This window comes from Cupriavidus oxalaticus, from assembly GCF_038900635.1.
Taxonomy (GTDB): domain Bacteria; phylum Pseudomonadota; class Gammaproteobacteria; order Burkholderiales; family Burkholderiaceae; genus Cupriavidus; species Cupriavidus oxalaticus_B.
The window spans coordinates 69,643-87,684 of record NZ_JAYMRX010000024.1 but is presented as its reverse complement, the minus strand read 5'-3'; the positions used below and the strand labels follow the sequence as shown (position 1 = coordinate 87,684).

Annotated in this window: 18 protein-coding genes; 12 read left to right on the top strand and 6 right to left on the bottom strand. The window is 61.7% G+C overall.

Going from position 1 to position 18,042, the window contains the following annotated elements:
* Nucleotides 1–2 precede the first annotated feature (2 nt).
* Genes pilO2 through pilV form a run of 6 tightly spaced genes read left to right on the top strand, consistent with a single transcriptional unit; the run spans nt 3 to nt 6,406 of the window.
* Nucleotides 3–1,262 (top strand): type 4b pilus protein PilO2, encoded by a 1,260-nt coding sequence (pilO2, locus tag VSR71_RS28400; protein ID WP_115683977.1) that lies wholly within the window; start codon nt 3–5, stop codon nt 1,260–1,262.
* Complete coding sequence (locus tag VSR71_RS28395; RefSeq protein ID WP_115683976.1) at nt 1,259–3,064, top strand: ATPase, T2SS/T4P/T4SS family; 1,806 nt, start codon at nt 1,259–1,261, stop codon at nt 3,062–3,064. The genes pilO2 and VSR71_RS28395 overlap by 4 nt, the downstream gene beginning before the upstream one ends.
* A gap of 17 nt (nt 3,065–3,081) precedes the next feature.
* Nucleotides 3,082–4,101 (top strand): type II secretion system F family protein, encoded by a 1,020-nt coding sequence (locus VSR71_RS28390; protein ID WP_231942360.1) that lies wholly within the window; start codon nt 3,082–3,084, stop codon nt 4,099–4,101.
* A 33-nt stretch (nt 4,102–4,134) separates the two neighbouring features.
* A complete protein-coding gene (locus VSR71_RS28385) occupies nt 4,135–4,635 on the top strand; it encodes a type 4 pilus major pilin (RefSeq protein WP_115683974.1) in 501 nt (166 codons plus the stop codon).
* Between the two features lie 36 nt (nt 4,636–4,671).
* Nucleotides 4,672–5,151: a hypothetical protein gene (locus tag VSR71_RS28380; protein WP_115683973.1), complete on the top strand. Its 480-nt coding sequence runs from the start codon at nt 4,672–4,674 to the stop codon at nt 5,149–5,151.
* Nucleotides 5,152–5,158: 7 nt separating this feature from the next.
* On the top strand, nt 5,159–6,406 hold the full coding sequence (gene pilV / locus VSR71_RS28375) for a shufflon system plasmid conjugative transfer pilus tip adhesin PilV (protein WP_115683972.1): 1,248 nt from the start codon (nt 5,159–5,161) through the stop codon (nt 6,404–6,406).
* A 586-nt stretch (nt 6,407–6,992) separates the two neighbouring features.
* Here the strand turns inward: pilV and VSR71_RS28370 are convergent.
* The 4 genes from VSR71_RS28370 to VSR71_RS28355 all read right to left on the bottom strand — a co-directional run bounded on the left by VSR71_RS28370 (nt 6,993) and on the right by VSR71_RS28355 (nt 10,937).
* On the bottom strand, nt 6,993–8,009 hold the full coding sequence (locus VSR71_RS28370; protein ID WP_115683970.1) for a CAP domain-containing protein: 1,017 nt from the start codon (nt 8,007–8,009) through the stop codon (nt 6,993–6,995).
* 179 nt (nt 8,010–8,188) lie between these two features.
* Nucleotides 8,189–8,524 carry a hypothetical protein gene (locus VSR71_RS28365; protein ID WP_115683969.1) on the bottom strand — a complete coding sequence of 112 codons (336 nt, stop codon included), beginning with the start codon at nt 8,522–8,524 and terminating at the stop codon, nt 8,189–8,191.
* A 16-nt stretch (nt 8,525–8,540) separates the two neighbouring features.
* Nucleotides 8,541–9,716 (bottom strand): FlhC family transcriptional regulator, encoded by a 1,176-nt coding sequence (locus tag VSR71_RS28360; RefSeq protein ID WP_115683968.1) that lies wholly within the window; start codon nt 9,714–9,716, stop codon nt 8,541–8,543.
* Between the two features lie 12 nt (nt 9,717–9,728).
* Complete coding sequence (locus VSR71_RS28355; RefSeq protein WP_115683967.1) at nt 9,729–10,937, bottom strand: hypothetical protein; 1,209 nt, start codon at nt 10,935–10,937, stop codon at nt 9,729–9,731.
* A gap of 646 nt (nt 10,938–11,583) precedes the next feature.
* Between VSR71_RS28355 and VSR71_RS28350 the strand changes: the two genes are divergently transcribed.
* The 6 genes from VSR71_RS28350 to VSR71_RS28325 all read left to right on the top strand — a co-directional run bounded on the left by VSR71_RS28350 (nt 11,584) and on the right by VSR71_RS28325 (nt 15,388).
* The gene (locus VSR71_RS28350; RefSeq protein WP_115683966.1) at nt 11,584–11,889 is read left to right on the top strand and encodes a hypothetical protein; all 306 of its coding nucleotides are present in this window, start codon (nt 11,584–11,586) and stop codon (nt 11,887–11,889) included.
* Between the two features lie 97 nt (nt 11,890–11,986).
* The gene (locus VSR71_RS28345) at nt 11,987–12,415 is read left to right on the top strand and encodes a hypothetical protein (RefSeq protein WP_115683965.1); all 429 of its coding nucleotides are present in this window, start codon (nt 11,987–11,989) and stop codon (nt 12,413–12,415) included.
* A 2-nt stretch (nt 12,416–12,417) separates the two neighbouring features.
* Nucleotides 12,418–13,209, top strand: coding sequence for a hypothetical protein (locus VSR71_RS28340; RefSeq protein WP_172583727.1), 792 nt, complete (start codon nt 12,418–12,420; stop codon nt 13,207–13,209).
* A 12-nt stretch (nt 13,210–13,221) separates the two neighbouring features.
* Nucleotides 13,222–13,749 carry a single-stranded DNA-binding protein gene (locus VSR71_RS28335; protein WP_115683964.1) on the top strand — a complete coding sequence of 176 codons (528 nt, stop codon included), beginning with the start codon at nt 13,222–13,224 and terminating at the stop codon, nt 13,747–13,749.
* 255 nt (nt 13,750–14,004) lie between these two features.
* Nucleotides 14,005–15,078 (top strand): primase-helicase zinc-binding domain-containing protein, encoded by a 1,074-nt coding sequence (locus VSR71_RS28330; RefSeq protein WP_115683963.1) that lies wholly within the window; start codon nt 14,005–14,007, stop codon nt 15,076–15,078.
* A gap of 100 nt (nt 15,079–15,178) precedes the next feature.
* Complete coding sequence (locus VSR71_RS28325; protein WP_115683962.1) at nt 15,179–15,388, top strand: hypothetical protein; 210 nt, start codon at nt 15,179–15,181, stop codon at nt 15,386–15,388.
* Between the two features lie 69 nt (nt 15,389–15,457).
* Here the strand turns inward: VSR71_RS28325 and VSR71_RS28320 are convergent, their stop codons facing one another.
* A complete protein-coding gene (locus VSR71_RS28320) occupies nt 15,458–15,583 on the bottom strand; it encodes a hypothetical protein (RefSeq protein ID WP_269462463.1) in 126 nt (41 codons plus the stop codon).
* A gap of 564 nt (nt 15,584–16,147) precedes the next feature.
* A complete protein-coding gene (locus VSR71_RS28315; RefSeq protein ID WP_115683961.1) occupies nt 16,148–17,149 on the bottom strand; it encodes a PRTRC system protein D in 1,002 nt (333 codons plus the stop codon).
* Between the last annotated feature and the right edge of the window lie 893 nt (nt 17,150–18,042).

Below are 18,042 nucleotides of genomic sequence, written 5' to 3'. Positions count from 1 at the left end.
TCATGGCGCAGATCCTGTCGTTTCCTGGGCTGAAAGGTGCCTTCGCCATTGGGCTGACCTGGCAGCACGAGGAGGTCCAGCCGAGCAAGAGCGCCGTGCGCGCGAGCGCGATGGCACTCGGCCGCCACTTCCGCTGGGGGATCGTGCACCAGAGCGCCGAAGGCGCCGTGCAGAGTGGTTTTTGCGAACCCATGGCGGGTGTCAAGGTTTCCGCTGTCAAGCCGCTCGCCGCTATCGTGGCCGGCCAGCATCAGCAGCCATGGATGGGCCTTTTTCACCTGCAGGACAGCCTCTACTGGTATGTCGCAGTTCGACAGGGCCACGCCATCATCTCGGGTGGTGATCGGGTAGGCACCATCGAGGAGCTGGACACAATCCGCGCCCGCCATCGTGCACTGGGCGATTGGACCGAGGTCGAGGGCACCCTGCGCGACCTCGCCGCGATGGCGCGCGCGAGCAAGGGCGTTTCCGCAATGCACGATGTGCTGACGGGGCCCTGGCGGTCAACCGCCTATGCATTGGCCGCGGTGAGCGCGGTCGGTGCGATTGCCGGCGGTGGCTGGTATTGGTATGACATGCAGCAGGAAGCCGAGCGCGAGGCCCAGCGGGCGCGCCATCGCGCCATCGCCGCTGCGCAGCGCCTGAACGAAGCCGCTCGCCCGCGAACACTGCCGTGGGTGGAGGAAGCATCCCCGTCGGCTTTCCTGCAGGCATGCCGGCGGGCATGGGATGGGCAGCTGCTTGCCGAGAGTGGCTGGACGATGGCTGCCTGGCGCTGCAAGCCGGCGACGGCGACCACGCTGCATATCGAGACAAGCTGGAAGCGAGAAGGGGGCGTGGCTGCCAACGCGCCCGGCTCGTTGTCGGCGGACGGCAACCAGGCGAACGCAACCGCCGTTGCCCGGGCGGCTTTCCTGCCGTCCCCGTCCGAGATCGCCGCCGTTGGCGAGGCCCAGCGCGCGATTTGGACCTATGCGCAGGCGCGCGGCATGGCGCTGCAGGTCACGATGCCGCCGGCGTTGCTTCCGTCGGATGGCAAGACGCCTGTCGATCCATGGCTTGTGATGACCGCGGACATCAATTTCGGCACGCCGCCGTGGCTGGGCATGGGCGCTGGTCTCGACAACGTGGCTGGCTTGCGGCTGACCGAAGTCAGTTATGAAGCGGCGACCCAGACATGGAAAGGGGTGGGGAAGCTGTACGCCCAACGGAACGGAATTGCCGCCCCCGCTCCCCAGGCTCAACACCAAGGAAAGCCATGATGATCGGGACACTTTCGCGCCTGTGGGGCGGTGCCGCTCGCAAGGGGGACCGCGCCGCGACCGTCGCTACGCGATCGGAGCCATCGGTCAAGTCCGACATGCTGACGCTGCCGCCCCCGCCCGAGGTGCTGGCGCCGCATATCCTCTACCCCCGCACGCTCGTGGGCAGCTTCGACAAGGTCGCATGCACGTTGAACCTGCTTGCGCCGGACGAGGCTGCAGCGCTGCGCCAACGCGTAGCGGAAACGGGCCTCTACGTGGAAGACCTCGCCCTAGACCATGGGCTCACCAGTGAGACCGTCCAGAAGGCCCTTGCCGTGCACGCATGTGACATATACGTGGATGCGCGCCACTTCGGCACCCCACGTTTTCTGACGTGGGAAGCCAAGGTGCGGCGCAGCGGTGCAGCGCCTCAGGTGCGCAAAGTCTCCGCCCAGGAGTTGGCGGTTCTGCGCCAGCAGCGCGGCTCTGGCCAGCAGCTGGACGCCGACCTCCAGACGCTGAGCCTCGCGCGCCGGCTGGTGGCCGACTGCGCCGCACTGATTGCCTCGGATATCCACGTCCTGGTGCGTGAGCACCATACCGAGATTCAGGTACGCGTGCAGGGCGACCTGCGTACGGTCGGCGCGCTTTCCATGAGACGGGAGGAGGGGGAACGGCTGGTGCGTGCCATGTATACCGGCCTGGCGACCGTGAAAGCCGCGACCTACAACCCTCTGGACGTGCAGGACGCACAGATTGCGGGCGATGCACTGCCTGGCACCGGGCTCTCGAGCGTGCGGATTGTCCGAGGGCCCGCCTATCCAGTGGAGAGCGGCGGCGGCTTCCTCGTGGCGCGGCTGCAGTACCGCGAGCACCACCAAGGCGCACGCAAGGCTGACGCCATCGAGGCGGCGAAGCGACTGGACCTGAGCACGCCGAATAGCCCTTCGGGCGATTTCATGCTCGGCCAGATGGGATATACGCCGCTCCAGGTGGAACTGATCTCGCAATTGCTGCGCCGGCCGATGGGCGTGGTGGTTGTGACAGGCCCGACGGGCAGCGGCAAGACGACAACGCTTTTCGAGTGCACGCGGCACCAGGCCAGGATGTTCCCCGAGAAGCGTCTCGTCACGATCGAGAACCCGACCGAGTATCCGATGGACTGGGCGATTCAGCTGACCACGGAGAGCGAACGCTTCCCCGAGATGCTGCGCATGACGCTGCGAATGGACCCGGATGCCATCCTGCTCGGCGAAATCCGTGGTGTCGAGGAAGCGGTGGCCACGCTGCAAGCCGCGGCGACCGGTCACCTGGTGCTGACCACCCTGCACGTGACCGATCCCTTCGAAACGTTCTCCCGTCTGGTGATGCTGGACCACGTCCGTCTGGCCATGGAGGTGATCTGCAACCACAACCAGATCATCGGGCTGATTGCACAGCGCGTGGTTCCGTTGCTTTGTCCGAAATGCAGCGTGAAGTTGGAGCATGCGCCGGAACGCTTGCCGGAATACATGCTGCGTGCCATGCGCACATGGGGCGATCTGTCGGAAGTGCGCGTGCGCGGCGCAGGTTGCGACCATTGCCATGGCGATGCCATCGTCGGCCAGCAAGCCGTGGCCGAAGTCGTGGTGACAAGCGAGGACCTGATGCAGGACTGCATCAAGGAGGGGGTGCTGGTAGCCCGACGAAAGCATCGCAAGCGCGCCGGCGCCGACAAGCCCATGATCTCACATGCGATGGATCTCGTACTGGCGGGCCGCCTCTCGCCGGTCGATGCCGAACGCAGTGTTGACGCGATACCAAACAGGGACGAGCTATGAGCGGACTATCCTGGAGCATGCGCCGACGCCTGTACCAGCAGGCATCGAGCCAGCTTGAAAACGGACTCGGCCTCGCACAGATTCTGGAGGACTTCCGCGAGCGGCTGGCCCGACGGGGGCGTGAGCGAGCGGCAGAGGCCGCGCATGACGTCGCCCGAAAGGTCCGGGACGGCATGACCCTGATGGCGGCGATGGGGGCGGGGCTCAGCGATCTGGAGCGCAGCGTGCTGGATGCGGGCGAACGTGCCGGGCAGTTGCCGGAGGCCATGCGTCTGGTCCTTGACGTGCGCGAGCAGACAACCCGGCTGCGTCAGAAGTTGCAGGCCAGCTTCTTTGCCCCAACGGTGTACCTGCTGACGCTATACGCGGTGCTGCTCTTGATCGGTGCCCAGATCGTGCCGCAGTTTCTGGACTTCGTGCCGCTGGACCAGTGGACGGACTGGGCCTATGCCATGTACTGGATGGGTCAACTGGCGGTGGGGTGGCCTGCGCCGGTCCTGTTCGGGAGCCTGGGTGCCTATGCGATATGGAGCTGGTGGGCGCTACCCCGATGGAACGGCTCGGGCAGGCGCTTCCTTGACCAGCATGTCTTTCCCTTTACGGTGTATCGCGAGATCAACGGATTCACCTGGCTCAGGTCGTTTGTAGCGCTCTTGCGGGCGAACGTGCCTGACGTGGTCGCCTTGGAGGGGCAGATCCAGACCGCTTCGCCATGGATGGCGTCACGACTCAAGCCCATCCGCCTCGGACTTACCGACGGCCTGGACCTGGCGGAGGCGATGCGGCAGACCGGGTATGGCTTCCCGTCGATGGACTTGATTGACGAAATCGGTGCGTATGCTGGGTTCGATGACTTCACCGAAAAGATCACGGTCGCCGTGCGGCAGAACGCGGAGGTCATCGAGCGGCAATTGCTCGCCAAAGGCATGGTCATGTCGGCGGCCTTCACCGGTCTGATGTTCCTCGCCTTCGTAGTGCTGCAACTGGGCTCCAACTCTCTCTCATCGATCCTCACGTCGTCGATGGGCAAGTTCTAAATCTTGGCGTGTTCAACAGCATAGGAGTTTCACATGGATGGCATTCTCGGGCGCGTCGTCGCCATTGTCTTGGGCCTGCTTGCACTGGTAGGCATCGCTTATGCCGGCTACAACGGGTTCCAGAACCACAAGGCGAGCGTGGTGGCAACCAATATCACGCAGCTGATTACTAACGCCCGTGCCGGGTTCTCCCAAGGCAACAACGGCTATACCAACTTCACGACGGCAAACATCGCAGCGATGATCACCGGCGGCATGTTTCCCACCGACATGGTCCGCGGCAATGCGCTGGTCGATCCCTGGGGAAATGCGGTCACGCTCGCTTCGGCAAACAATGGCTCGCGGGGCGTGATTTCCTTCGGTGGCGGCAACGCACAGACGGCAAAGCAGTGCGTGAGCGCGGCACTTGGCCTGAAGGATTACGTGACGTTGACGGTTGGCACGACGACGTTCGACCAGGGCAACCTGCCGGACCAGGTTACCGCTGGAGCAGCCTGCAGTGCCACCGCGGCCTTTGCGCTGACCTTCCAGTGATGTTCGCGGCGTGACGCCGGGATCTTGGAGACGAGCATGGGATACCTCATCCTGCCGTTAGCCACGGTGCTGTTCTGCATGGGCATCGTGGCGCAGAGCCGACAGCTGTCGCAGGCTGTCCCCGGCGCTGGCGTGCCCGGGCGCATGGAGTCCGTTGCCGCAGTGACCGCGCAGCAGGCACAGGCCTATGGCGCCGCGTGCGTCTCGACCGCCGGCGCCACGCCCGGTCTCGTCGGGGCGAGCGTGGCTCCCATGCTGCCGGCCGGGATGGTCGCACCTGCCGGTGCCGGCTGCATGGCAGTGGCCAACCCGGCGGGCGGCAGGGACGTCTATGGATTCGTGCGCGTCGCTCCGGGCGCAGGCGCGGTGCTGCTGAACAGCACCGAAGGCAGCGTGGCGTGGTTCCGTGTCCGCAGTCAGGGCACCGCCGTCAATCTTGCGACCGGCACGGCCTACAGCGTGCCGGCGTCAATTCCTGTTGGGACGCTGGTCCACTGGGTCCAGCTGAATACCTGAGACTCGAATGGAAGCCATACTGGGTTATCTCGTCGCGCTGATGCTGTCGATGCTGAGCATCGCCGGCTTTGCGACGTGGGCAAAAGCCGGTGTCACCAACGTGCAGACGGCGGCCGCGGCCAGCCAAATGCTGGTCTTCGACAAGGCGGCATTGCAGTTCGTGCAGGACGAAGCCGCCACACTTGCCGCGCAGGCCACTGCCAGCGTACCGGTCTCGGTCACCCCGGCGATGCTCATCAACGGCGGGTACCTGCCAGCCGGGTTCTCCGCGACGAACGTATTCGGGCAGACCTGGCTGCTCCAGGTCCTTCAGCCCACGCCGAACACGCTGCAGGCACTGGTGACGTCGCAGGGCGGAAGGCCGATCTCGGACACGCGCCAGCTGGTGCAGATCGCGGCCCAGGCCGGCGCGCAGGGTGGGTTCGTGCCGTATCCGGGGCAGAACGGGGACCCGACGATGGTGGCAAGCAATGCCTATGGCGCCTACGGCGCCTGGCAGGTGCCGCTGGCCAACTACACCAACCCCGGAAGCGGTCGGCTGGCTTCGTTGCTCGCCTTTACCGGCACGCAGGCCAACAGCGGCTACCTCTATCGGGTTCAGGTGCCAGGTCATCCCGAACTGAACCGGATGCAGACCTCCCTCGACATGGGGGGCAACGACGTGAACAACGCAAGGCGCGTGACTACCACAACGGCGCTGACGAGCAATGGCGAGACCTACATCACGAACACCGCCGTGACCGGCTCGGCCTGTAACGTGGAACCATCCACGCGCAGGAGCAACACCGGCACGGGCTTCGTGATCTGCTTCGGTGGCGTCTGGCAGCCTATCGGCACCGCGGTGGCGAACATCTACGAAGGGATGGCGTGCACCAACAGCGGCCAGCTGGCGACGGGTGCGACCAATGTCGGCTACATCTGCAAGGGCAATCGCTATGTGACGCTGAACAATGCGCTCGGCAATATGTCCGTTACGCGAAAGTACGACAACGTGACCGACGGGATGACGTTCGGCAAGGACTACTGTCCGGGCGGCACCGCATGGGCGCTCTACACGCCGAAGCAGCAGATGGTGAACATTACAGGGAACGTCATGCCCCCGATTCAAGGCACGTACTTCTCGATGAACGACTATGGCACCTATTGGTATGCGCAGGCGAATGCAATCTCGCCGGCGGCTTGGTATAGCGGGAACGATGTCGGCGCGCTGGGTGGGCAGTTGGTAGGAACCGTTACGACTGGCTGCATGTACTAGCAAGGAAAAACTAATGAAACGCTTCATCCTGGCGTGCAGTCTCATCGCATGTATTCCCGGAACGAGCGCGCAACTGTATTCGTTCCCCGCACCGCCAATGACCGTTGCCGATTGTCTGCCCGGTCAGCAGTGGTTGCGGCGGGGAAACGGTTTGCCATACTGTGGCGTACCAGAACCCGCGCCGACGCCGCCCCCTCCGCCTCCTCCCCCTCCAGCGTGCCGGTTTCAGCACCCAACAGTCGCTATCGCGATCGGGTCTATGGGAGACTGCTCGGCCGATGGTGGCTGCGCTGGCCAGGGAATTGCCGTCTACGATGGGGGCTATACACCGGTGTGGTCCAGAATTTGGTCGCACTGGGAAATCGCCGATCAACAGGATCTTTACAATAAGGCGATGGCCGCTCTTGCAGCGACCCAATACCGCTTGGGTGCCTGGAAGAGGTCGGAGCTCGGCAACGGAAACTACGGCGATACTGCGTTCTACGAAGTCTGCAACTAACACCCGAGGGACCGCACCACGTGAAAGAGCCCGCAATCGCGGGCTCGTGTCTTGCAGACGCTTAGTCTGTTCTCAGTGGTTGTCAGCCTAGAACGCTGTAAAGCTCCAAGTCTTGCTGACGGCTACGCCGTTTCGAGCGCCGCTAAAGGTAGCAGTATAGGTTCCAGCCGGAAGCGGCTGCGTCGGGAGCATGAATGCGACACCCGAATAGAGACGGGCGTCTTCGATGGCGCTACTTACGGAGCCGGGTTTCGCGTTCGTCGGAACCAGGATGCGCACCGGAATAGCGACTCCACCGGGACCCGCGAGCGAGAAGCTGGATACGGTCAGCACATCGGACGCCTTCGCAGACGGGACCCTGAACATGATGGGATGACCTGCGGTGGAGAGGTCCGGCGCAGGATTCGGCGACTCTGCCGCAGGAATAAACGATCCCCAAACATTCTCCCCATCGATAGGGGAATAAGCGAAGGCCGTCTCGGTCAATTGTTGACCGCCCCATGTGGGAAGCCCATAACCGCTTCCGTTGGCTCCGGTGACTACACCGAAATTAATGACACAGAGGCTATCGCGGTTCGCAATACCGATAGTCTCCTGATTGCTGGTGAGAGCTTGCAAGTGATAGATCGAATTCTTGAAGCTATCAACGCAGAAGGCGGACCGATCAGATACCTGCGCAATCCACTGGTTCGACATAGCTCCAGCAGCAACTGCCTGGTCGTAAGGAGTGACCCCTGTGTATCCCGGCTTTCCAGCAATCTCGTCGTGCCCGAAATCTGAATTCACCTTCTGGTAAGAAAGATGGCTGTCTGCTGCCTTATCCAATGCGTCATCTTGACGTAACGCGCCTACACCCATCTTGAGGCGGTAGTCGTTCACTTCGTTAAAGGTTGCCAACCGCGCGTCAGTCGTTGCATACGTCGGTGGAGTGACGGTGGTCGAAGGCGGCACCGAAGTCGGGCCTTGCGGCGTCGTCGGCGCGGTCGGGGTGCTAGGCTCTTGCTTGGAACCGCCGTCATCACCTCCGCCACCACCGCCACACGCGGCGAGAGCGAGCGTCATGGCCGTGACCAGGGCCGAGAGAGCGAGTTTGGATTGTTGCATGTTCTTTTCTTCCTCTGACTTTGGACCGGCCGGGGATCGACCGTTACTCTTAGCTTACCGGCCTGCGCAAGAAGTCAAGTGCCGCCAATCCCCAGCCGGGCGTGAGAATACACGATCGGACAGGAGATAGGACGGCAAGCTTAGCGAGAACTTGACCCCCCTGGTTGGGGGGTATCTGATCAGGTGGTGTAGAGCGTCTGACCGCAGTGATTGCAGACGTGGTACTGCTTCACCGTAAGCATCCATTGCTTGCGCCAGATGCGAATGCTGCGGGAACCGCATGAGTTGCAGCACATCCCGTGCTTCGTTGCGCATTGAGGATTTGCAAGCCGATAGTTCTGAAGCGTCGGCGTCGCCTTTGACGGCAGAAGAATGAGTAGGAGCAGGCCGAAGTAGTGCGTGCAAAAGCAAATCACCGCCCATTTGAAGCCGCTCCTGCCCCAACGACGAGCCAGTCGGTAGGCCAGAATCGGGGGTACCACAAAGAGCAAGACGAAAAGGATGAAGGTGTGCATTCCAAATTTCCTTCGCTTACTTGCGACGACGAAGAGATCCACCGTGACCACCCAACGTTCCGCTACAGCCTGGGCAGGAGAACGCATGGCTTAGTTCAATGCGCGGCGCAGTATTCGCAATGAGATAGGGGGTCCTGCAGACCCTGCAGGGTGCGAGTTCCAGCTGTGCGTCGGTGGACATGGTCCGGCAAATGTGGCACGCACGGTCCGCTGAGATTTTCGAGGTAGTTCCGAAGAACTTGTCGAAGAGGTTATAGGCTGAGATGAAGGCCTCGGGGACGTTGGCTCCGAAGGCCAATGCGATGCGGTATAGCGAAACCATGATGGTCGCCTGGAGCCGATGCGTCGGATGCTCGAAGTACCATGCGGTCGAGGTAGGCAGCTGCCCCGATGGCGAGGACCTCCCATGGATCTGTTGAAAGAGCGTTCGCGTGCGCGTGGAGGTAATCCCCAGCAGGGACGTGATTGTGGAAGCTCGGCAGTGACTACGAACCATCATCTCGCTGTACACCTTCTTTTGAAACGGCTCCAACCTGAGATTGGTCCAGCTATGCTTCGTTGCCATACGGTCGGCGCGCATCGGCGTAGAGGCGAGGAAGTGATGGCCATTGGAATCCGGTCCCAGCCGTTTCGAGTCGAAGTCGACCCAGAAGGTCTTGCTATGCAAGCGCCAGCGGAAGATCGGAAAGTCGACCCGTGCGATGGCCATGTCGAGCACATGCTGCGGGAGAGATCGCAGGTAATCTGCCAGCTCCTTGGTGATTCCGAGAAGCGGCGCGGCCAGAATGCTGACGTGCAGCAGTTCAACGATCAGCCAGATGTAATGGCGATTGTTGTAGAACAACCGGAGCTTGTCGTCGTTGCTCCAGATGGGCATCTGCGAGCGCAATGCGTCGACGGCCAGGGTCGTTGTAGTATTTTCGGCCAGGCACCGCCAATCCTGTACTTCGGACAGCGTGGGCACGACAACGAGGAACGGCGTGCCCATCAAGTCTCGCTGTGTCGCCTCAGCTTTGCGCACCCGATCGACGGCGGCTTTGCTGATGTGCAGGGGTTGCTCAAGCTCGGGATGTGCCCCCAGAAGTTCGGCCAGGTGGTCGGTGAGGTGATAGTTAGCCGAGCGAATACGATCACACGTCATCCGGGTAAGTTGCAGGCGCTCGAACTCAGCGGTTGGGGAAAGCGATTGCATGGGTCGTTGCTCCTATTTTGCTTTGATCGCAGAGCGAATCTCGGATTGAAGACGTCCGACGATGCCGTCGAGGACTGTCAGGGTCGGGCGGAATTCGGAGATGTCGCCGGCCATCTGCACCGTCAACTGGGCCGACGCAAAGCTCGAGACCGCCTGCCGGAACGCATCCACTAGCTTTGCCAGCTCGTCATGGGCTCGGGCTCGCTTGTCCAGGACCGCGGTCCGTTCGGCTAGCTCTTCTTCAATCCTGTGCCGGTGAGCAATGACGTTGTTCAGCTCGGCCTTGGCGGTCGTAAGCTCGTCGTTCTTGGCTGCCAATGCATCTTCCAACGTGGCATAGCCTGGGGGAACGATGGGCACTTCGATTGATTCAGGGCGGACGTTTCCCTTCGCAAATGCGATGCGCTCCTGAAGCTCGCGCTTCTCCCGCTCCAGGTCTGCGACCTGCATTCCGAGCGCACTGTAACTGGAGTTTTGTCTGGTCATCTCCTCCCGCAATTGGGTAAGCGTCAGACGGTCGGTGTCGCGCTCGGCCGTCAAGCGGGACAGCTCGGTGTTGAGACGTCGGATTTCGTGGTCCTTGTCGGCATTCTCCGAGATCGTGGTCGCCAGTTCGGCTGTGGCGACGTCGAGCTTGGACTGCACATCGAGGACTTCCTCCTGTTTGCGGCGCAGTCGCTCAACGAACTCGCGAATATCCTTACGTCGATACGCCGGATCGTTCTCTTTGAATTCGATCACGGCGTCGATTTCCTCCGCGGTGTAGTCACTACGGCGAAGAATCATCAGCTCACCGATGTTCAGTTTCGTGAGCGCGCCGTTGTGTTGCAGAAAGCGCCTGTACAGGTTCAGCTGTAAATGGGCCTGGCTGCGTGTCAGGCCCAAGACCTCCTCGGCGATCGTATAGAACATCTCCCATGCACGTGTGTGTGCGGCTCTGGTGTCGCCATACAGACCGACTGCAATTTCGGTCGTATGGTCGTGCATGACTTGGAGATCGGCCCCCTGGTCTTGCAGTAGCCGCTCAATCTTGTCCCTCGTCCGCTGCAGGTTTCGCACGCATTGGAGTAGCCGGCTGAACGAATCCTCGTTCACCGCTACGCCACCAAGCGCTCTACGCAGTGCGAACTCGGCACGTGAAGCTTCGGGTTGCAACGGGAAATTGACGATGTCTGCCTGTACGGCCGGATTCTCTTTGGGCTTGTCTTGGCTTTGCGGCATTCTTTGCTCTCGGAAATGGACCCTGACAACCAGCGTAACGACCCAAAAACGTTGTCAAGTGAACTCGAGGAGCTTACGAAACGAGACAGCCGCGTTGTCCGGAGAAAGCGCTTCTTTTAGGGGTGGCTTTCGTCGGTGATGGCAGAAAGCTGGTTGCTTATGCAGCCCATATCGGCGTCGCCGGCGATCAAATGTAGAGGTTTACCCCTAAGGTGAGGGGTCGAATTAAACAACGCTTACATCAGAGATAAAAGAGACGAATATCGGTGCCTCATGGTGCGTTTGTGTCGCGCTGGTTCTGGAGCGCCGGGTACGGTGGCCAGGTCGAACGATGAGCATGCTCAGGCCAAGTTTTCGGAAAGCGGGGTGTTTTTGGTGAGCTTTCTGCCGCTTGTCGACAGCAGAGTCCAATTAGGATCGGATGGACTTCAGCGTTCACCACGCATCGACATGAGCCTAGGGTTACCTAGCGCTCCATTGCAGCAGCCCCTCATCCCCGCCAGCGTGCTTTCGCCATGCACTACCGCATGACGCAAGTACGTTGAAGCGCTGCAGCTTCCCTCCAGAGATTCCTTGCTCGCCCGAGCATCGAATAATCGCCTGGCATCCGCCAGGAATTCCCTTTTTTTGTTTCTGGAGAGAAACCGTGGAATCCTTTGTCACGAACCTCATCAAGCGTCCGTTCCAACTCTTTATGTTCTGCATGGTGCTGTATGTGGCCTCGCAGTCGTTCATCGTCGGTGCTTTTGTGACCGTCGTCGGGCTCTCGTTCCTGTATCACAGGGGTGTGGCCTGGTCCAAAGCAATTCCCGCTGCACCGAAGGTTTCGATGCCGGACAACCTGTCCAAGTTGAAGCCCGAAGCTGAGGAGATGCCGGAGCCCGAGCGCCAGTACGAGCGCTCGGCTGTGGTAACGCCTATTCGCCGGACAGGAACGCACGACCGCTCCTAATTCCCATGCCGCCCCTCTGGGCGGCGCTTTTCACCTGTCGCGGGTATCCGATACCCGCCGCCAGGTGGGTCTGTCGGGTGCCTACCCGGAGACCATCATGGAAACCACAACCGCCGGATGGCAGCTGGACTTCTTCGGTGAAGCAGCCGCTATCGAGGTGCCGCCCCCCAAGCTCGACCCCTTGCCTGACCCGTCCCTCTGGAGCGAGTCGGTGCGGGAGAAAATGGTCGACGCCCTGATCAGCCTGGCCTGCGACAGCAGGCGCGGCGACAACATGCCCGAGTCCCTGATCGATTGCGCCGAGATGCTGCGTGCCCGCATGCGCAATCGCACGCTCGACCGGGAGGAGTACTCCATGACGCTGGGCTGGATCTTTGGATACTGGAACGGCGCACTGCCCTACACGTACGTCTGCGCGGTATCGGGGGTCGACCCCGAGACGCTGCAAGACGTGATTCTGAACCACCGCCGCCTGCGCGAGGACCTTGAAGCGGTCCGTCGCTTGTGCTGCGGCTCACTTCTCTGATCATGTCCTGGCTCAACCTCATCAAGCGCGTTGCCGCAGTCCTGAACCCTGAGCAACGAGGGGACAGCACCGATCCGATTCCCGTTGGGAGAGGGGACCCGAACGAACGGCAGTTCTATGTTCACGGTGTCCCGCATCTGCTTCGGAAGGAATGTGATCGCGTGGTTCACTTCGTTGGTGTGTTCGAACACCGGCTCCAACGCACCCCGTATGGCGATAAGCTGCTGCCTGAAGTCTTCCCCCGGTGGAAAAAGGTCAGCGAGCATGTGGACATGTCGCTGGAACACGTTGCTGCGAGCGTCATTCAGGACGGCAACCCGCCTGATTCCCAGGGGCCTTCGCAAGCTGCTGTGGAGCCGGAGCTCCGCCTCCGCGAGCGGCCGACTCGTTCCGCGCCGAGTGCGGAGGGTGGTGGTCGACAGGAGGTGGCCAGCAGCGGCTCCGGAAGTGCTGCGCCGGCGCAGGCCTCCTCTCAAACCTACACCGTGGGTGAGCTGCTCGAGTGGGGCGAAATGACATTCCCTAACCGAAAGGCGGGCGGGCCTCGTTCCTACACGTCGTTCGCGCTGAAGCTTTCAACGGCCACCGGCGAGAAGATCCTTCAAGGCGAAGGCCTTAAGGATGCGCTGGCCGACGCTCGTTGCAAGCTGGGGGACCGGATTGCCGTCAGGAGACTGCATCGGGAAAAAGTGCCTGCCTTCGACAAGAAGAGCGGTGCACCCATCATGGACCGCGCGACCGGAGTGCAAAAGCTCTGGGATCGTTGGGTCTGGTCAATTAACCTCGTACATTGAATTGGAAGGATCATGGCATCCGTAAACAAGGTCATCCTCGTGGGCAACCTGGGTGCAGACCCGGAAACCCGATACATGCCCAGCGGCGATGCGGTCACCAACATTCGCATTGCCACCACTGATCGCTACAAGGACAAGCCGTCCGGCGAGATGAAGGAAGCCACCGAGTGGCATCGTGTAGCGATGTTCGGCAAGGTGGCCGAGATCGCCGCCCAGTACCTGCGCAAGGGCTCATCGGTCTATATCGAAGGCCGCATCCGCACCCGAAAGTGGCAGGATCAGTCCGGCCAGGACAAGTACTCCACCGAGATCGTCGCCGACCAGATGCAGATGCTGGGTTCGCGCCAGGGCGGCGGCGACAGCGGCGGCGATGAAGGCGGCCACGGGGGCGGCGGTTATCAGCGTGAATCTTCGGGCGGCGGCTATGGCAGCGGCCGTGGCGCGCAGGGCGGTGGCGGCCAGCAGGGTGGCGCCGCGCGCCGTCCGCAGCAGCCGGCGTCGAACGGCTTCGAGGATATGGACGACGATATTCCGTTCTAATCTTGAGTAAGCACTGGACGGCATCCCGTTCTGGTGTAACGGCTGCTGATCTCCTACCCGCATCAGCCAGCTGAACTCTGCCTTCACAACTGCGATCGCTTCGGCGGTCGCAGTTCTCCTTCCGCGGCGATCCCGCCGACATTCTCCCCTCGCCATGCTGAAACGACCTTCTGGCCAACGCCGGGATGTCCTTTGAGCAAGCGTCTTCACGCCTGTCTCAGGCATCGACCCATCCTCCCATTACGGAGCCATCCCATGAAATATCTGAGTGACATTGTTGGAAGCTGGACGCCCGCTCAATGGGAAGGTCTGCTCAGGCGTTATCTGCCAGCGGAAGTCCTGACGGACAGCTTCTGGCAGGGCCGCCCCGGTCCCTGCCCCCTCTGCGGTGGCCACGACCGTTTCACGTATGACAACAAGCGCGGCCGCGGCGACTGGGTGTGCCGCAAGTGCAATGCAGGAAGTCCGAAAGCTGGCGACGGCCTGGAGCTCGTACGCTGCTTCACCGGCTTGTCGTATCGACAGCTGCTGCTGGAACTGAATGGTGGGCCAGCCCTTCCGATCGAGGCTAGCGCAATGCGAGGTCCAGCGCCTCGTCACAAGATCAATGACTCGGCAGCAAAGCTGCGCCGCATCGCCAGGAAGTGGAACGCCGCAACGGAGCTGTCGCCTGGGGATCACGCCATGCGGTATCTCGCTGCACGCGTGCCAGGCCTGCGGGCACCAAAGCCAAGCGCGCTGCGTCTTGCGATGCAGGATTACTGGCATGACGGTCAGATCATCGGCCGCTATCCAACAATCCTTGCGAAGTTCACGCTACCGGATGGGCGCATGGCAACGGTGCATCGTACCTCGTTGGACCCTTCGGCCCCTGCCAAGGCATTGATTGTCGCGGAGGATGGAGAAATCCTGCCTTCCAAGCGCAACGATGTGTCGGCCTTGCCGGTTTCCGGTGGTGCGGTGCGGCTAATGTCGCCACGCGCCGGCGAAGTGGGCGTGGCCGAAGGTCTGGAGAATGCATATGCAGCCTACATGCTTTTTGGCGTGCCGACCTGGAATTGTCTGAATCGCGTGTTGCTTAGCCAGTTCGAGATACCCCCAGGCCTGGGCATTCACACGGTCCACATCTTTGCGGATTTCGACCAGATTGACCCAGCGACTGGAAAATCGCCAGGCATGGCTGACGCATTGAAGCTGGACAAGCGCTTGCGCGCTGCCGGGCTGCGTACCGTAATGCATCGCCCCAAAGTCCGGGGCACTGACTTCTGCGATCAATGGCGCACCGAATACCAGTTGCGCCGTATGTCTTGCCAGGCGATCGCAGCCTGACTTAATCGCCACCTCTCGTGGCGCCGTACTTAACCTCTGCCCTGTGGGTCCTTCCCACAGGGGGAGCACCCCCGTGGCAGGCTCTCTCAGGAGATTGACAATGCCACAGAAGGGATTCACCGCCATCGTCAACAAGCTGCATATCCACGCGATGCGCAGCTCGGCCGCGACTGACGTCACGGCCGGCCAGTCGGAAGCGCAGTTCTTTGATGTGTATCGCCGTGATCCGTCGGGAAGCATGACGTTCCTCGATCGGCTGCTGTCTTTCGATTCCGCCCTCGACTACTGCCTTGCGCCGACGCTGCATTGAGCGCGCCAACCCTTAACAAGAAGCCCAGCGATTGCTGGGCTTTTTTTTTTGTCCGCGTGGATCAGCGAGTCAACCTCGCTTGCGGGACTTGACGCCCTTGAAGACCACCAGAAGGGCTTCCCACACGCACCAGCCGATGAGGACCGTGAAGACGAAGCGGTTGATATCGTGATTGGTGGAAAGGTATTCGAACATGGTTCGGTTCCTCAGTTGTTGTTGCCGACGAGACAAGCTTGCCATCGGAAGGACGCTTGTCAAGCTTGCGCAAAGGGGATATCGATTACTCGAATCGTGCCATAGCCTCATTGAGGGCGCCAAGATCGAGACCCGCAAGCGGATCCGGGCTACCCGTTGTGGGGGCCGCCACGGGCGCGGCCACCGATCCCACCGCAGGTGCCAGTGATGCGGGCGCCGGCGGTGGCGGTTCAGCAGCTGGCGCTCCCACAGGGGCTCGCAACCCAATAGGCCTTTCCGGCGGCGTCTCCATCCGAGTCGCCGGCACCCGGTCAGGTTGATCCGGTCTCCAGCCGCCCGGCGGCGCGGCCGGAGTACCGGTAGACGCGGGCGCTGGCGATAGCGGACGCAGCAGCGCATCCGGGCCAGCGCTGAGCACCTGCTGCAGTCCTCGTTGTGCGAGCAGCCTGAGCATGAACGACCGCTCCCTCGCTCCCGTGTACTGCCGCAGGTATGCAAGCAGATCCGGTGCTGAGTCGGCGGACAGCGTCACGGTCATCTGTAGCTTGTCCATGGCCGCTGTCCTCAGGCCGCCTTGGCAACTTGCTTGGCGGAACCGATGGAGAAGAAGCCGCGGACGTTGGCGAAGCAAGGGGCGTCCATGATGTGGATGACATTCAGCGGGAATGCAGCGCGGATTGTCGGTGCGTGGAGCTGGGCACCACCACCAGTCAGGATGATGGCCCGGATATCCTCGGTGCGGCCGACGCGCGCCTGGATTTCCTTGACCGGCTGATGGGTGACGGCCATCGCCTCCGCGAGATAGGGCGACACGTCGAGATCCTGGCCATAGAACACCATCGGCTTTGCGTCCCGGATGGCCTTGTCGATGCGTTCGATGCTGTCCGTGGGCTGGCCACGGTCGGCAGAGATCAGGCTGGCCACCTGCTGGTAAATGCGGGCCGCACCGCCAGGCGCGCCGCCGCTGCGGGTGTCGTCCATGGTGTACCCGCGGGCCACCACCCAGTCGGTCGTAAAGTAGCCGACATCGATGACCAGGTAGGCGTTGTCCGGATCGTACTTGTTGCCGCTTTGCTGGATGTAGGTGATCAGCGTGCCCAGCGGCTGCGGCAGCGGCAGCACGCTGTTGATCTGAACGTTCCCCCAACCAAAATTGTGAGTGCCCGTGAAGCGGTCCTTGAGGAACGCAGCGTACTTGTGCGTGTTGTGCACCGGCAGGCCGAGGACAAGGCGGTCCACTTCGGAGGCGTTGGCGTAATGCAGCGAGCCGGCGAGCAGGGCGGCATAGTTGGGCGTCGTCACATAGTCTTCGGACAGCGAGCGACCAGTATTGACGTGCGCGGCGCTTAGCGAAACATCGGGGCCGACCTCGTACCGCGCGCCGTCGATCTCGACGTTGACGACATTGCGCGCCCGAAACATGCCGCCGGCGTGCGCGGTGAGAGAGGACGTGGCCGCAACCGGAGCCAGCGAGGGAAACATATTGGTTGCGATCTCCGAACCGAGGGGGAAGGCGGACTTCGTGTTGCCATAGCCAACGTCGATAGCGACGGTCGAGATCTTCATTGCTCTTCTCCTAGAGGAAATGGGTGATGGGTGGCTACGATGTGCTGCGACGTCCAATGTCCCAGTAAGTGGCACTTGGTACCTGATTCTGGGAGACAGTCGGTCTTGGGCGCGCCATGTGCCAATGACTCGCTGCAAGGCGCTGGAATCATTTGGCACTTGGTGGCACTTACTCGGTCCCGGGTCAACTCAGTCGGACGTCGTGGCACATCGACATAGCTGACTCTACCTTGGCCAAGTCAAAGTCAAGTCGCCAAAATCTCCCGAATTTGACCCTCAAACATTGCAACGCTGTGGGTCGCTGGTTTATGCTTCGAGCACCTACCGCGTCCCCGACGCATCGACCTCGCCGCCAGTTGCGCGGCAATGAAAGTCCCAAAACCTCCTTGGCGAGGGCTTGCGGACACCAGTTGACCAAGCCGGAAATTTTCCCGGCATTTTTTTCAATCAAATCAAGTGGACCGTGTCGGATAGTGAGGACACCGGACACCGCGATACCAAGCCGATTGGCGGTCTGTTCGTGAAAATAGACCGTAGTGCGGACAATTCCGAAGCCGGACACCGGACAGGTGCTCTGTGGAATCGACGCGAATGCACGACGCCCGTTCAGCCGCTTGGCTGGGTGCGGATCACGAAGCCCGACACACTGCGGCGGGGATGATCTGGCTTTGGGGCGGGGAGCCATGTGCGCACCGCAAGAAGGTGGATAGCAGGCTTCTGAGCAATTTCGAACCGGAGGGCGCTACCGGAACCAGAACAGCGCATCAGGTAATCACCCATCACGGCGGGCCCGCCAGCATCAGGACGCAATCCTGGCGCGGCAGGGCCCTGCATCGAGAGATGCATCCGGATAGGGTGGCCGCGCAGCGGCGTGTGGGCGAAAGCCGACGCGC